The organism is Allopusillimonas soli (genome assembly GCF_004153445.1).
Taxonomy (GTDB): Bacteria; Pseudomonadota; Gammaproteobacteria; order Burkholderiales; family Burkholderiaceae_B; genus Allopusillimonas; species Allopusillimonas soli.
Genome location: NZ_SDQC01000004.1, coordinates 229,595 through 244,342, shown reverse-complemented (window position 1 = coordinate 244,342; position 14,748 = coordinate 229,595). Strand labels below are relative to the sequence as shown.

The following is a 14,748-nucleotide window of genomic DNA, read 5'->3' as shown; positions in this document are numbered from 1 at the left end:
ATCATGCTACTCATCCCTGCCATCGACCTTAAAGACGGGCGTTGTGTGCGCCTCCGCCAGGGCGACCTGGACGACGCCACCGTGTTTTCCGACGACCCGGCCGCCATGGCAACCCAATGGCTGGATGCCGGCGCGCGCCGCCTGCACCTGGTCGACCTGAACGGCGCGGTGGCCGGCAAACCGCGCAACAGCGGCGCCATTCGCGCCATTCTTGATGCGGTGGCCGATGACATGCCGGTCCAGATCGGCGGAGGCATACGCGACCTCGACACCATCGAACAGTATCTGGATGCGGGCCTGTCGTACGTCATTATCGGCACCGCCGCCGTGAAGGATCCCGGCTTCCTGCGCGATGCCTGCAGCGCCTTCCCTGGCAATATCATCGTCGGCCTGGATGCACGTGACGGCAAGGTGGCCACCGACGGCTGGAGCAAGCTGACGCGCCACGACGTGCTCGACATGGCGGCCAAGTTCGAAGACTACGGCTGCGAGGCCATTATCTATACCGACATCGGCCGTGACGGCATGCTGTCGGGGGTCAATATCGACGCGACGGTCAAGCTGGCCCGCCGCGTCAACATTCCCATTTTCGCATCGGGCGGCGTCACCGATCTGCGCGACATCGAGGCGCTGTGCGCGGTCGAGGACGAAGGCGTGGAGGGTGCGATTCTGGGCCGCAGCCTTTACGAAGGCACGCTGGACTTTGCCGCAGCACAGGATCGAGCCGACGAGCTCGGCGCAGCATGACACATACCTCGCCCGACACCATCGACACAGGCCTTACCCGGCGCATCATCCCCTGCCTCGACGTCACGGCGGGCCGGGTGGTCAAGGGCGTTAATTTCGTCAACCTGATCGACGCGGGAGATCCCGTCGAGATCGCGCGGCGCTACGATGAGCAAGGCGCCGACGAGCTCACCTTCCTTGATATTACGGCAACCAGCGACGACCGCGATCTCATACTGCCCATCATAGAATCCGTGGCCAGGCAGGTGTTCATCCCTCTGACGGTCGGCGGAGGCGTGCGCAAGGTATCGGACATACAACGCCTGCTCAATGCCGGCGCCGACAAGGTCTCGATCAACAGTGCGGCCGTGGCCAACCCCCAGCTGGTGAGCGATGCGGCCGGCTATCATGGCTCCCAGTGCATTGTGGTGGCCATCGATGCCCGGCGCACCTCGGCCGACGACGAGCCGCCCAAGTGGGAGGTGTTCACCCACGGCGGGCGCAAGGCTACCGGCCTGGATGCCGTCGAATGGGCAAGAAAAATGGCGGCCAATGGCGCCGGGGAGCTGCTGCTCACCAGCATGGACCGCGACGGCACCAAGTCGGGCTTTGATCTGGCCCTGACGCGGCAGGTATCCGATGCAGTGCCTGTACCGGTTATCGCGTCCGGCGGCGTGGGCTCTCTGCAGCATCTGGCCGACGGCGTCACCGAGGGCCGGGCGAGCGCCGTGCTGGCAGCAAGCATCTTCCACTACGGCGAGCACACCGTGCAGGAGGCAAAGCAATTCATGGCCCGGCAAGGTATTAGGGTACGATTACCTGTATGACAGACGAAAGCAACTGGCTGGATGCCATTCAATTCGACGACCAGGGACTGCTCCCCGCCATCGCGCAGGACGTGGATACTGGTCTGGTGCTCATGGTCGCCTGGATGAATGCCGAGGCACTGGACGAAACCGTGTCCACGGGCCGCGCGGTGTACTGGTCGCGTTCGCGCCAGCGTTTATGGCGCAAGGGCGAGGAATCCGGCCATGTGCAGATCGTGCATGAAATCCGGCTGGACTGCGACGGCGACGTCATCCTGCTCAAGGTCAAGCAGGAGGGCGGCATCGCCTGCCACACGGGCCGGGAAAGCTGCTTTTTCCGGCGTCTGGATGGCACGGCCAACCAGGCATCCTGGTCGGCTGTGGACCCCGTCTTGAAAGACCCAGAGCTCATATACAAATGACGACGCAGGACACCGCCACCGTGCTGGCACGGCTGGCCGACACACTGGAAACACGCCTTCCGGCCAACGGCGGCAACCCGGACGCATCTTATACGGCCAAGCTGTTGGCGCGCGGCCCCGATGCCTTTCTGAAGAAAATCGGCGAGGAGGCCACCGAACTGGTCATGGCCGCCAAGGACGGGAAGCCCGACCGCATCGTGGCCGAAACAGCGGACTTGTGGTTTCATTGCATGGTTGCCCTGGCTCACTACGGCCTGAGGCCAGAGCAGGTCATGGCCGAACTGGCCCGCCGTGAAGGGGTTTCGGGCCTGGCGGAAAAGGCCGCCAGGACCAAGCAATAGGATCGCGTAATGAACAACAACTGTCTATTCTGCAAAATTGCCGCGGGCGAAATCCCGTCGAAGAAAGTGTACGAAGACGAAAACTTCTACGTCTTTCATGATATAAATCCGGCCGCGCCGGTGCATTTGCTTGTCATTCCCAAGCATCATGTACCGTCGATGCAGGAAATCGGACCGCAGGATGCGCAATGGCTGGGCCGCATGATGACGCTCGCCCCCAAGCTGGCCGCTGAAAACGGCTGCACGCCGGGGCCTGAAGGCGGTTTCCGGCTGGTGGTCAACACCGGCGTCGAGGGCGGGCAGGAAGTCGCCCACCTGCACATGCATATTATCGGGGGCCCGCGCCCCTGGGACAAACGTGCGGCACCCGCCGCTTAATTCGGAGACTTATCATGGGTAGTTTCAGTATCTGGCACTGGCTGATTGTCCTGGTCATTGTCGCACTGGTGTTCGGCACCAAGAAGTTGCGCAATATGGGCGAGGACCTTGGCGGCGCCGTCAAGGGCTTCAAGAAAGGCATGCGCGATGCCAACGAGGAAGCGGACCAGAAAACCCCCGAAGCCGTCACGCAGCAGCGTACCCAGACAGACGACACCATCGACGTCCAGGCCAAGGAAAAAACCGACGCCTGACGTGCGCAAATCCAGTCTTCCCCTTAACCGATCAGGCGCACGGTCCCACCATGTTTGATGTCAGTTTCAGCGAGCTAATGCTGATCGGCGTAATTGCGCTGATCGTCATCGGGCCCGAACGCCTGCCCAAAGTGGCACGCACCATCGGCCATCTGGTTGGCCGCGCCCAGCGCTACGTCAGCGATGTCAAAAGCGATATCCAGCGGGAGATGGACCTGGAGGAACTGAACAGCCTCAAGGGCCAGATGGAGGAGGCTGCCAAGTCGGTGAAGTCGTCCATGCAGGATGCCTCCGAATCCTTGCGCGAACCCATGGATGAGGCGCGCAAGGCACTGGCGGACGCATCGGACTCCATTGACAGCCTGACCAAGGCCGCGGAAAGCGATGCGGAAACCGCGTCTGATGCCCACGACGAGCACGCAGCCGCCAAGACAGCGCCGGCGGACGTTACACCCGACCCGCTGGGCACGCTGGCGCCGGCCCATTCTTACGAGACGCCGGACGAATTCGCGCCCCAGGCAGACGCCGGCGCGCCGGACTCGGGCTCCGAACCGGCGCCGTCCACCGACTCCGATCCGGACTCGCTGCCCCTGCCCGGATTCGAAACCGGCACAGCCGCAAAGCCATCACCAGAGAAGCAATCGTGACACAGCCGGACGACACCCAGGACACCTTCATCTCCCACCTGGTCGAGTTACGCACGCGCCTGCTGCGCGCCGCCATGGCGGTGCTGGCTGTCTTCGTAATCCTATTTCTCTACCCCGGTCCATCCGCTATCTACGACATTCTGGCTCAGCCCATGCTCGCGTCGCTGCCCCAGGGCACGCGGATGATCGCCACGGGCGTGATAACGCCGTTCATGGTGCCCATCAAGGTCACGCTCCTGGCGTCTTTCATCGTTTCGCTGCCCATTGTCCTGTATCAAGCCTGGGCATTCATCGCGCCGGGGCTATACAAGCACGAGCAGCGCCTGGCCTTGCCGCTGATCGCCTCCAGCACGCTGTTGTTCCTGCTTGGCATGGCCTTTTGCTATTTCGTCGTATTCCGCACCGTATTCCAGTTCATCGCGCATTTTGCGCCAGAGTCCATCACGCCCGCACCGGACATCGAGGCCTACCTGGGGTTCGTCATGACCATGTTCGTTGCCTTCGGCATCACATTCGAGGTGCCGGTGGCCGTCATTCTGCTGGTCAAGACCGGTATTGTGTCGGTTAAGAAGCTACGTGCTGTGCGCGGATACGTGGTTGTCAGTGCATTCATCATTGCCGCGGTCATCACGCCCCCCGACGTCGTCAGTCAGTTCATGCTGGCGCTTCCCCTGTGTCTGCTGTTTGAACTGGGCATATTCGTGGCTTCATTGCTGGAGCGCAAATCGGCCGATGATAGCCAGACGGCCGATGACGCCGGCACGCAAGAAACGGAATAAGCAGACGGCTTAAGGGCGGCCCCGCCCATCAGCCGTGGCCGGGTGGCCATGCAGGCACGGCAGATGGATGAGCCCGCCAGCACTGCGCGGCAGGCTCATCGGAGCCGCCGAAAGACCCCTTTGCGTATTACCGGCGCCGAATGGGCGGACGCGTTCCCACCTCTACCTGAACCTTGCGCTGCTTGCCGTCGCGCAATATGAGAAGCGCCGCCGTCTTGCCGGGGCCCAGGGGCGCAATCTGATTGAGCAGGCCGATGGAGTCCTGCACCGGTTCTCCTTCGATGGCCAACACGATATCGCCCACTCTCAAGCCTGCGCGCGCGGCCGGCCCATCGCGCAGAATGCTGGCAATGATGACGCCGTGATCCTGCTTGAGACCAAAGGCGCGTGCCAGATCTGGCGTCATGTCCTGCGGCTCGATACCCAGCCACCCGCGCGTCACCGTTCCCGTCTTGATGATCTGCGCCATAATGGTGTGGGCAGTGCGTGCGGGAATGGCGAACCCTATGCCCAGCGACCCGCCGGTTTCGGAATAGATCGCGGTATTGATACCGACCAGATTGCCGGAGGTGTCGATGAGCGCGCCGCCAGAATTGCCTGGATTGATGGCCGCATCCGTCTGAATGAAGTTTTCGTAAATATTGATGCCAAGGCGGTTGCGGCCCACGGCCGACACGATGCCCATGGTGGTGGTCTGGCCCACGCCGAACGGATTGCCGATGGCCAGCACGATGTCGCCTGTGCGCGCCACGGCGCCTTGATTGAAGGCAATGGCCTTCAGCCCGGGCAGATCGATCTTGAGGACAGCCAGATCGCTTTCAGGATCCGCGCCAACCAGCGTTGCCTTGGCCTCGCGCCCGTCGCTCAGTGCCACTTCTATGGAATCCGCAGCCTCGATGACATGGAAGTTGGTCAGAATGTAGCCATCATCGCGCACAATGACGCCCGAACCCAGGTTGGTAAACTCGCGGCGGCGGCTAAAGCCGGGAATTTCCTTGAACAGCCGCTCAAGTTCGGGGTTGGGCGGCAGCGGCAGCAATGGCACGTTGACATGCTTGCGTGTGTAGACATTGACCACCGAGGGCGTGGCCTGCGCCACCGCATCCGCAAATGACAGCCGCGCCAGCGCCGTCCCGGGCGCGGCAGCCGCCGGAGGCTGGGCAGCGGCCGGCGTGGCAACTGGCCCGGGTTGGCGGCCCGGCAGCCATTCGGGCCTCAATGTGGCCACGATGAATAAAATACCAAGACAGACCGTAACGGTCTGTGCAAACAGCAACCACAATCGACGCATAAGGCGAGAGTATCCCATGGATCAGGTTTCTACACGACAACTGGCCACCTGGCTGGACAATACGCTGCAGGCGGAGCGCTTTCGGGATTATTGCCCCAACGGTTTGCAGGTGGAAGGCAAGGCAACGATAGGCCACATTATCACGGGCGTCACGGCCTCGCAGGCGCTGCTCGAGACCGCCATAAGCCGGGGCGCCGACGCTGTGCTGGTGCATCACGGCTGGTTCTGGAAAGGCGAAAGCCCCGTGGTTCGAGGCCCGAGGCGCCAGCGCCTGGCCACGGCGCTGGGCAGCGACTTGAATGTATTCGGTTATCACCTCCCCCTGGATGCGCATCCCACACTAGGGAACAATGCCCAACTGGCCCGAGTGCTGGGACTGGAGCCCGACCGGGATGCCGACGGCAATCCCGTCACCTGCGGTCCCGAGGGACTGATATGGTTGGGCAGCTGTCCCGGGGCGAACACGCTGGGGGATCTGCGCGAAAAAATTTACAAGGCCTTACAACGTGTTCCGTTGATTGTGGGCGATCCACAACAAAAAACAGGCCGGGTGGCATGGTGCACCGGGGCGGCGCAAGGCATGATGGAAGCCGCCGTCGACGCCGGGGCACATGTCTATATCACCGGCGAAGCCTCCGAACCCACCACGCATCTGGCGCGGGAAACCGGCACGGGCTTCATCGGCGCCGGCCATCATGCCACCGAGCGCTACGGCATACAGGCCCTGGGCGACGCCGTCGCCGCGCAGTTCGGCATCAAGGTGGAATTTGTGGATATCGACAATCCGGTTTGATCGGCCCCGCCGTGCCGCAGCCTCGGCCTCGGACAAGGGTTATTTGCGCTGAAGCAAATCGCGGATTTCGCGCAGCACGACGACATCCTCGGCAGGCGCTGCGGGCGCCGCCTCCTCGGCAGCCTGTTCGCGCTCGAAACGCTTGCGCGAGGCGTTCACTGCCTTGACGAGGCAGAACACCACAAAGGCCATGAGAATGAAGTTGATGAGCACGGTGAGAAAGTTGCCCCATGACAGGACGACAGCGCCCGCCTTGTTGAGTGCATCATAGGTTTGCGGCCCGGCGTACCCTTCCGGCATGCGCAGCAGCAGAAACTTGTTGGAGAAATCGACCTCGCCACCAAGCACGAAATTGATGAGAGGCATGATGATGTCGTTCACCAGTGAGGTGATGATTTTCCCAAAGGCAGCGCCGATGATGACGCCGACGGCCAGATCTATCATGTTGCCCTTGACGGCGAACTCGCGAAACTCGCTCAGGAAACCGCTGGCTTTGCTCATGGTCGTTTCTTCCTTATGATGTGCTTCACATGCCCCATACCCGGGCTAACGCTATAATACGCGGTTGAATAGATGGCATACAGCAAAAAATAGTGAACTCCATTTGCCCGGCCCGGGCTCAGAAAGGATACTAGAATGAGTGAGACTACGACACAGCTCGACGATTCCGGAGCGGTCGATCCCAACCTCCCACCGGATCCGTCGCGCCGTTTCTGGGTGACCACCGCCTGTGCGGTGAGTGGTGTTGCCGGGGTTGCCACGGCCGTGCCGTTCGTCAGCTCCTTTGCGCCCTCCGAAAAGGCCAAGGCCGCTGGCGCACCTGTCGAAGTCGATGTATCCGGCCTTGCTCCCGGTCAGATGATGACCGTCGAGTGGCGTGGCAAGCCGGTCTGGATACTACACCGCACCAAGCAGCAGATCAGCGACCTCAAGACGCTGGATCCCGAACTCGCAGACCCTCACTCAGAGCGTCCGGGCTTCACGCCCGATTTCGCTGAAAACGAATACCGGTCACGCAAGCCCGATCTGTTCATCTGTGTAGGCATCTGTACACACTTGGGCTGTTCTCCCACGCCCGAGTTTACAGGCGGCCCCGGCCTGCCGGCCGACTGGAAAGGCGGCTTTCTGTGCCCCTGCCACGGCTCCATGTTCGATCTGGCCGGACGCGTCTACAAGAACAAGCCCGCACCCGACAACCTGGAAGTTCCGCCCTATGTGTTTTCCGAGGACGGCACCAAGGTCACCATCGGTGTCGAGGACAAGAAAAAGGCCTGATGGGCATGCGGCATTCGCCGCGCGCCACACGAGCCAAAACCGTATTACGCCTAGATAGAACATAAAGGAGCCGTTTCATGGCTGGCGAGAAAACCGTCGATACGACAGGACTTTTGGGGTGGATAGACAGGCGCTTCCCGCTGTCCGTCATGGTCAAGGAGCACATGTCGGAGTACTACGCGCCCAAGAATTTCAACTTCTGGTATTTCTTCGGATCCCTGGCGATGCTGGTGCTGGCCATCCAGATCGTCACCGGCATATTCCTGGTCATGAACTACAAGCCCGACGCGAAGCTGGCCTTCGAATCGGTCGAGTACATCATGCGCGAAGTGCCCTGGGGGTGGCTGATCCGCTATATGCACTCGACCGGCGCCTCCATGTTCTTTGTCGTGGTCTACCTGCACATGCTGCGCGGGCTGTTCTACGGCTCCTACCGCAAGCCGCGCGAGCTGGTATGGATTTTTGGCGTTGCCATTTTCCTCTGCCTGATGGCCGAGGCATTCTTCGGCTATCTGCTGCCCTGGGGCCAGATGTCTTACTGGGGTGCCCAAGTCATCGTCAACCTGTTCTCGGCCATTCCCTTCATCGGCCCCGATCTGGCCATCTGGATCCGCGGCGACTACGTCGTGTCCGATGCCACGCTGAACCGCTTCTTTGCCTTCCATGTCATCGCCATCCCACTGGTGCTCATCGGCCTGGTCGTGGCGCACATCATTGCGCTGCACGAAGTGGGTTCGAACAACCCGGACGGCGTCGAAATCAAGCAAGGACCCAAGGACAGATACGGCCGCCCTGTAGACGGCATTCCTTTCCATCCGTACTACACCGTGCACGACATCATGGGTGTTGCCGGCTTCCTCATTGTTTTCGCGGCCATCATCTTCTTTGCGCCTGAAATGGGCGGCTACTTTCTGGAGTACAACAACTTCATACCGGCCGATCCCCTGAAGACGCCGCCCCATATCGCGCCCGTCTGGTATTTCACACCCTTCTACTCGATGCTGCGCGCCACCACATCGGATTTCACTGTGGTGCTCACCGTGTTTGCCGTGATCGGTGCCATCGCGCTATTCATCAAGGGCAACCTCAGAGGCATATGGCGTCTCGCCGTGCCGGTCATCCTGCTGGTCATTGCATTCCTGCTGCAAGTCATCGACGCCAAGTTCTGGGGCGTCGTGGCCATGGGCGGCGCCGTGGTCATCCTGTTCTTCCTGCCCTGGCTCGACCACTCTCCGGTCAAGTCCATACGCTACCGTCCAACCTGGCACAAATACCTGTACGCCATCTTCATCGTCAACTTCCTGATGTTGGGCTTCCTGGGCACCCAACCGCCCAATCCGACTTTCAATATGCTGAGCCAGATCGGCACCGTGATCTATCTGGGTTTCTTCCTGCTGATGCCGGTATGGAGCCGCCTGGGCAGATTCAAACCGGTTCCTGAACGCATCACGTTCCACGCTCACTAAGGCAACCCATACGTTACGGAAAGATCATGATCAAAAAGTTGCTCGGCGTCATCGCCTTATCATTGAGCTGCACGGTTGCCATGGCGGCCGAAGGCGGCCACCCCCTGGATCACGCGCCCGACCGCCTGAATGACATGGCGTCACTGCAGAACGGCGCCAAGCTGTTCGTGAACTATTGCATGGGCTGTCACAGCGCCAATTCGATGAGATACAACAAGCTCACCGATATTGGCCTGACAGAGGAAATGATAGAAAAAAACCTATTGTTCACGGCTGACAAAGTGGGCGAGCTCATGCATATCGCCATGCGGCCTGAAGACGCCAAGAAGTGGTTCGGCACCACGCCGCCCGACCTGTCGGTCATTGCACGCGCCAAATCGCACAATCTGGGCGCCTCGGGCACCGATTATGTCTACACCCTCATGCGCTCGTTCTACCGCGACACGTCCAAGGCCAGCGGCTGGAACAACCTGGTGTTCCCGAACATCGCCATGCCCAATATTCTCTGGCAGCTGCAGGGACCAGTTACACTGGACCGGACGGTCATCCATAAGGTCGAGCAGCAGGACGGCAGCGAAGCATGGGAACGTACTGTATCCAAGTACGATGCCGACGGGTTCTCCGTCATCAAGACCGAAGCCCTCAAGGATTACGAAGGCAAGGCCGTAAACAAGTCCGTGCTGACGCCAGCCGATGCCCGGCAGGCGGCAGTATTCGACAACAACGTGGCCGATCTGGCAAACTTCCTCGATTGGATGTCCGAGCCCATGCAGCAGCAGCGCAAGCAAATGGGCGTATGGATTCTGCTCTTCCTGGCTTTGTTCCTGGTCGTTGCCTGGCGCCTGAACGCTTCCTACTGGAAGCACGTCAAGTAAATACTGTATAAATAGTAATTAATATCAATAGTTCACTTAACGTTTAAACTATTGATCTGGAAATAGGCGTAGTCGATTACGCCTATTTCCCTTTTCGGCGTGGCGTTTTTGATGCCCGCCCCCCACTTCTACGATTGGAATTCGCGACATGATGGTGCTCTATTCTGGAACGACCTGCCCTTTCTCCCAACGCTGCCGGTTCGTGTTGTTTGAAAAAGGCATGGATTTCGAGATCCGTGACATCGACCTGTACAACAAACCGGAAGATATCTCGGTCATGAACCCGTACGGCCAGGTGCCCATTCTGGTAGAGCGGGATCTGGTCTTGTACGAATCCAACATCATCAACGAGTACATCGACGAGCGCTTCCCCCATCCGCAGCTCATGCCGGCCGATCCGGTCATGCGTGCGCGCACACGGCTTTTCCTGTATAACTTCGAGAAGGAGCTCTTCGTGCATGTGTCCGTGCTCGAAGACCGCAGCTGCACCGACGCCAAGGCGCAGGATCAGGCACGCCATGCCGTCCGCGACCGCCTGGCCCAGCTGGCTCCGCTGCTGCTGAAGAACAAGTACATGCTCGGTGAAGAATTCTCCATGCTGGACGTAGCCATTGCGCCGTTGCTGTGGCGCCTGGATCACTACGGCATCGAGCTGCCCAAGAATGCCGCGCCGCTGCAGAAATATGCCGAACGCATCTTTTCGCGGCCTGCCTACATCGAGGCGCTGACACCTTCGGAAAAGGTCATGCGTCGCTAGATCATTATGCAAGAGTCCTCGACCAAACCCTATCTGATACGCGCGCTGCACGAATGGTGCACCGACAACGGCTATACGCCCCACATCGTTGTCACGGTGGACGCCAATACCGTTGTGCCGCCGGCGCATATCCGGGACGGCCAGATCACGCTGAACATCGGCACACTGGCCACCAACCGCCTGACACTGGGTAACGAGTACATCGAATTCCAGACACGTTTCGGTGGCGTCACCGAGCAGATCTACGTCCCGGTAGCCGCCGTGTCGGCCATTTACGCGCGCGAAACGGGCGCAGGCATGGGTTTTGACGTCGTGGAGTCGCAACCGCATCCGGGACTTGGCGAGACCCAGCCCGCGCAGCAGGATGCCGGCGGACCCAAAGTCGTCGCCGACAATGGCACCCGCTCGCCGGCGCACGAGAGCGATGGGCCCGACGATCCCAAGCCACCGCGGCTGACGATCGTGAAATAGGGGCGGGCCGCGGCTCGCACATGTAATCACGACATGCCGGCCTATACATCCCGCCCGAAATTTCCTTCGCTCAATGCGCTCAAAGCATTCGAAGCGGCGGCGCGCCACCAGAGCTTTACCAAGGCAGCGCAGGAGCTCCATGTCACCGCGGGCGCCATTGCGCAGCAGATCAAGCTGCTGGAAGACTGGCTGGGCTGCCCACTGTTCCAGCGCAGCGCCCAGGGCATCAAGCTGACGCCCGAGGCCCAACAGGCATTACCGCCGCTCAGCGCAGCCTTTGATCAACTGAGCGCTGCGGTCAGCCACCTGCGGCAGGTCAATACACCAACCGAAATTTCCATTGCCGCGCTGCCCTCGGTGGCGCTGCTCTGGCTCTCGCCCCGACTGCCTGCGCTGTCCTCAGCATTTCCCGAACATTATTTCTCCGTCACGGCCATGGAGCAGCCACCCAACTTCCGGCGCGAGCCCTACGATCTGGCGGTATTCTATGTAAGGGACGCGCCCGAGGGCATGGTTCGTATAGGCTTGGGGCGCGACGAGCTTTTCCCTGTATGCGCGCCGCGCCTGCTGGCCCAGGCCCAGTCCAACGGCCAACACTGGAGCAGCTTGCGGCTGTTGCACGACACCATCTGGCGCAACTACTGGCAGCTTTGGCTCGACGAGGCGCGCGTGCCCGGCGTGCAGCCGGCCACCGGCGCCGAATTTTCCCTCTACAGCATGGCGCGCCAGGCCGCCATAGACGGTGCGGGGGTGCTCATGGGGCGATCGAGCCTGATTGACGATGCGCTACAGCATGGCCTGCTGGTGCCGGTGTCCGAACTGCGCGTACCGGCGCCGGACGAGCTGAGCATCCTGCTGCCCGACAGTGCGCCGTCTTCCGCGCAATTCCGGCCCCTGGTGTCCCGACTCCAGGCATTGGCCGGGCAGCCGGCCACCCAGGCCTAGTTTTTCTACGGCTGGCCCGAAGAATAAATCGTTTGCAGCACGGGCAGCTGCCTGCCTACCATGGTCGCAACATGGCCGCAACGGCCACGCACATGGGAACCGCGGCAATGAGCGCACTACAGCAACGATCCTGGGTACCAGAACCCGTCGAGCGTTATATCGAGGGCTTGGCCAGCAAGGCAGCCGCGTCGTCCATTGATGACATTGATACCCGCATCGGCGAGCTGATCGCACGCAACCGGCAGATACACGAAACCGACTGCTTTAACCTGAATCCAGCCACCAATGTCGTCAACCCCCGCGCAGAGGCCGCACTGAGCCAGGGCCTTGGTTCGCGCCCATCCCTGGGCTATCCCGGCGATAAGTACGAAATGGGGCTGGAGGCGATTGAAGAAATTGAGGTCATTGCAACCGAACTGGCCTGTGAGGTCTTCGGCGCCCGCTATGCAGAGGTACGGGTGGGCTCGGGCGCGCTGGCCAACCTGTACGCCTTCATGGCGATCTGCAAGCCGGGCGACATCATCATCGCCCCTCCCGCCGCCATAGGCGGCCACATTACTCACCACAAGCAGGGGGCCGCAGGGCTGTATGGCGTACGCACCGAGCCGGCACCCATCAATGCGAAGGACTATACCGTCGACATCGACCGCCTGAGGGAGGATGCGCGGCGCCTGCGTCCCGCGCTGATCACCATAGGCGGCAGTCTCAACCTTTTTCCGCATCCCATACGTGAAATACGTCAGATCGCGGACGAAGTGGGCGCGCGGGTCCTGTTCGACGCAGCCCATATGTCGGGCATGATTGCCGGACATGCCTGGCAGCAGCCTCTGGAAGAAGGCGCACATCTGATGACCATGAGCACCTACAAAAGCCTGGGCGGCCCGGCGGGCGGGCTCATCGTCACCAGCGATCCGGAACTGGCGCGGCAACTGGACAGCGTCGCGTATCCCGGCCTGACCGCGAATTTCGATGCGGGCAAGACTGCGGCGCTGGCAATAGGCCTGCTGGACTGGAGAGTCTATGGACGCTCGTATGCGGCCATGATGGCAGCCACGGCCAAGGCGCTGGCAGAGTCGCTGTATGAATGTGGCGTGCCGGTCTTCGCCGCGGAGCAGGGTTTTACCCGCTCCCATCAATTCGCCGTCGAAGCGGCCCGATACGGCGGTGGACAGGCTGCAGCGCGCAAGCTGCGCCAGGCCAATATCCTGAGCTGCGGCATCGGCCTGCCTGTTGCCCCCGTCGACGGTGACGTCAACGGGCTGAGGCTGGGCACGCCCGAGATCGTGCGCTTCGGCATGCGTCCCGAGGACATGCCCAGACTCGCAGGCTATATCGCGGCCGGGCTGAATGCCGACGGGGACGGTGCGCTGGCCGCCATAGCCCGCGATGTCAGCGCCTGGCGCCATAACTTTACGGAGCTGCACTTTATACGAAGTTGAAACAGAACCGCGGGCTCGCCCCGCCAAGGAGGAGACATCATGCATACCCATATCATCAAGGCGGGCGCTGCAGGCATCCTGGTCGGAGGGTTGGCCGTCATGCCGGCGCACGCGCAGTCCTCGAAACTGGACACGGTCGTCAAGCGCGGGCAACTGATCTGCGGCACCGACAACACTAAACCCGGCTTCGGCTATCTGAATCCCAAGACAGGCAAACTCGAAGGCTTCGACGTGGATTATTGCCATGCCGTGGCAGCCGGCGTGCTGGGCGACCCATCCAAGGTCAAGATGGTGGCGCTCACCGACAAGAACCGCTTCAATGCCTTGCAAAATGGCGAAGTAGATGTCGTTTTTTTCCATACGACCATCACCGCGACACGTGCTACCGTGGTCGGCGCGGCGTTCCTGCCGGTGAATTTCTATGACGGTACCGGCGTACTGGTGAAGAAGGCGGACAAAATCGGCAAGATCGACGACCTGAATGGCGGCACCATCTGCACCACGCAGGGCTCCACCACGGAAGCTGTGTGGGCCGACTATATCAAGGGTCACAAATGGGACCCCGCAACACAGGTGCTGACCTACCAGGATCTGGACAAGCTGTTTGCCGCCCTCAATACGGGCCGCTGTAATGCTATGACCACAGACAAGTCCGCGCTGGTGGGATGGAAAGGCAACGCGCCCAATCCCGACGATTTCGATGTCCTGGCCGAAACCATCTCCAAGGAGCCGCTTGCCGGTTTCGTGCGTCAGGATGACAATCAATGGCGCACCGCGCTCACCTGGATCGCATATGCACTGGTCCAGGCGGAGGAGTTCGGGATTACCGCCAAGAATGCGGACGAAATGACGAAAAGCCAGAATCCGGATATCCAACGATTCCTGGGTGTGAACGGCGACGTGGGCAAAAGCCTGGGTCTCGCGCCGGACTTTGCCAAGACAGTCATCAAGGCCGTTGGCAACTACGGTGAAATCTATGACCGCAACATCGGGCCCGATACGCCGTACGGCATTGCCCGCGACGGTAGTCAGAACGACCTGTGGACGCGCGGCGGCCTGATGTATTCGCCACCGTTCCGCTAA

At 61.0% G+C, this 14,748-nt stretch carries 19 protein-coding genes; 17 read left to right on the top strand and 2 right to left on the bottom strand.

What is annotated here, in order from left to right; translation table 11 throughout:
• Positions 1 to 3: 3 nt before the first annotated feature.
• Genes hisA through tatC form a run of 8 tightly spaced genes read left to right on the top strand, consistent with a single transcriptional unit; the run spans position 4 to position 4,353 of the window.
• Positions 4 to 747 carry a 1-(5-phosphoribosyl)-5-[(5-phosphoribosylamino)methylideneamino]imidazole-4-carboxamide isomerase gene (gene hisA, locus ERD78_RS13995; RefSeq protein ID WP_129969938.1) on the top strand — a complete coding sequence of 248 codons (744 nt, stop codon included), beginning with the start codon at positions 4 to 6 and terminating at the stop codon, positions 745 to 747.
• Positions 744 to 1,553, top strand: a complete 810-nt coding sequence (gene hisF / locus ERD78_RS13990; RefSeq protein WP_129969937.1) for an imidazole glycerol phosphate synthase subunit HisF — start codon at positions 744 to 746, stop codon at positions 1,551 to 1,553. The genes hisA and hisF overlap by 4 nt, the downstream gene beginning before the upstream one ends.
• On the top strand, positions 1,550 to 1,954 hold the full coding sequence (hisI, locus tag ERD78_RS13985) for a phosphoribosyl-AMP cyclohydrolase (protein WP_129969936.1): 405 nt from the start codon (positions 1,550 to 1,552) through the stop codon (positions 1,952 to 1,954). Before hisF ends, hisI begins: the two co-directional genes overlap by 4 nt.
• Positions 1,951 to 2,295, top strand: a complete 345-nt coding sequence (locus ERD78_RS13980) for a phosphoribosyl-ATP diphosphatase (RefSeq protein ID WP_129969935.1) — start codon at positions 1,951 to 1,953, stop codon at positions 2,293 to 2,295. The genes hisI and ERD78_RS13980 overlap by 4 nt, the downstream gene beginning before the upstream one ends.
• A 9-nt stretch (positions 2,296 to 2,304) precedes the next feature.
• Complete coding sequence (locus ERD78_RS13975; RefSeq protein WP_129969934.1) at positions 2,305 to 2,673, top strand: histidine triad nucleotide-binding protein; 369 nt, start codon at positions 2,305 to 2,307, stop codon at positions 2,671 to 2,673.
• Between the two features lie 14 nt (positions 2,674 to 2,687).
• Complete coding sequence (gene tatA, locus ERD78_RS13970) at positions 2,688 to 2,927, top strand: Sec-independent protein translocase subunit TatA (protein ID WP_129969933.1); 240 nt, start codon at positions 2,688 to 2,690, stop codon at positions 2,925 to 2,927.
• 50 nt (positions 2,928 to 2,977) lie between these two features.
• Entirely contained in the window at positions 2,978 to 3,574 is a 597-nt protein-coding gene (gene tatB, locus ERD78_RS13965) for a Sec-independent protein translocase protein TatB (protein WP_129969932.1), read from the top strand.
• A complete protein-coding gene (gene tatC, locus ERD78_RS13960; RefSeq protein ID WP_371734597.1) occupies positions 3,571 to 4,353 on the top strand; it encodes a twin-arginine translocase subunit TatC in 783 nt (260 codons plus the stop codon). The genes tatB and tatC overlap by 4 nt, the downstream gene beginning before the upstream one ends.
• 127 nt (positions 4,354 to 4,480) lie before the next feature.
• Here the strand turns inward: tatC and ERD78_RS13955 are convergent, their stop codons facing one another.
• Entirely contained in the window at positions 4,481 to 5,644 is a 1,164-nt protein-coding gene (locus ERD78_RS13955; RefSeq protein ID WP_129969930.1) for a S1C family serine protease, read from the bottom strand.
• A gap of 16 nt (positions 5,645 to 5,660) precedes the next feature.
• Here ERD78_RS13955 and ERD78_RS13950 point away from each other — a divergent pair, with 16 nt between their 5' ends.
• The gene (locus tag ERD78_RS13950; protein ID WP_129969929.1) at positions 5,661 to 6,437 is read left to right on the top strand and encodes a Nif3-like dinuclear metal center hexameric protein; all 777 of its coding nucleotides are present in this window, start codon (positions 5,661 to 5,663) and stop codon (positions 6,435 to 6,437) included.
• Positions 6,438 to 6,476: 39 nt separating this feature from the next.
• On the opposite strand, the gene mscL is transcribed toward ERD78_RS13950, so the two are convergent.
• The gene (gene mscL / locus ERD78_RS13945; RefSeq protein ID WP_129969928.1) at positions 6,477 to 6,938 is read right to left on the bottom strand and encodes a large conductance mechanosensitive channel protein MscL; all 462 of its coding nucleotides are present in this window, start codon (positions 6,936 to 6,938) and stop codon (positions 6,477 to 6,479) included.
• A 135-nt stretch (positions 6,939 to 7,073) separates the two neighbouring features.
• Here mscL and petA point away from each other — a divergent pair, with 135 nt between their 5' ends.
• The 8 genes from petA (at position 7,074) to ERD78_RS13905 (ending at position 14,748) form a co-directional block, all read left to right on the top strand.
• On the top strand, positions 7,074 to 7,712 hold the full coding sequence (petA, locus tag ERD78_RS13940; protein ID WP_129969927.1) for a ubiquinol-cytochrome c reductase iron-sulfur subunit: 639 nt from the start codon (positions 7,074 to 7,076) through the stop codon (positions 7,710 to 7,712).
• Between the two features lie 77 nt (positions 7,713 to 7,789).
• Positions 7,790 to 9,178, top strand: coding sequence for a cytochrome b (locus ERD78_RS13935; protein WP_129969926.1), 1,389 nt, complete (start codon positions 7,790 to 7,792; stop codon positions 9,176 to 9,178).
• A gap of 26 nt (positions 9,179 to 9,204) precedes the next feature.
• Positions 9,205 to 10,053 carry a cytochrome c1 gene (locus ERD78_RS13930; protein ID WP_129969925.1) on the top strand — a complete coding sequence of 283 codons (849 nt, stop codon included), beginning with the start codon at positions 9,205 to 9,207 and terminating at the stop codon, positions 10,051 to 10,053.
• A 148-nt stretch (positions 10,054 to 10,201) separates the two neighbouring features.
• Positions 10,202 to 10,810: a glutathione S-transferase N-terminal domain-containing protein gene (locus tag ERD78_RS13925; protein ID WP_129969924.1), complete on the top strand. Its 609-nt coding sequence runs from the start codon at positions 10,202 to 10,204 to the stop codon at positions 10,808 to 10,810.
• Positions 10,811 to 10,816: 6 nt separating this feature from the next.
• Positions 10,817 to 11,281: a ClpXP protease specificity-enhancing factor gene (locus ERD78_RS13920; RefSeq protein ID WP_129969923.1), complete on the top strand. Its 465-nt coding sequence runs from the start codon at positions 10,817 to 10,819 to the stop codon at positions 11,279 to 11,281.
• Positions 11,282 to 11,314: 33 nt separating this feature from the next.
• On the top strand, positions 11,315 to 12,226 hold the full coding sequence (locus ERD78_RS13915) for a LysR family transcriptional regulator (protein ID WP_129969922.1): 912 nt from the start codon (positions 11,315 to 11,317) through the stop codon (positions 12,224 to 12,226).
• 107 nt (positions 12,227 to 12,333) lie between these two features.
• Positions 12,334 to 13,665: a serine hydroxymethyltransferase gene (locus ERD78_RS13910; RefSeq protein WP_129969921.1), complete on the top strand. Its 1,332-nt coding sequence runs from the start codon at positions 12,334 to 12,336 to the stop codon at positions 13,663 to 13,665.
• A 39-nt stretch (positions 13,666 to 13,704) separates the two neighbouring features.
• On the top strand, positions 13,705 to 14,748 hold the full coding sequence (locus tag ERD78_RS13905) for an amino acid ABC transporter substrate-binding protein (protein ID WP_129969920.1): 1,044 nt from the start codon (positions 13,705 to 13,707) through the stop codon (positions 14,746 to 14,748).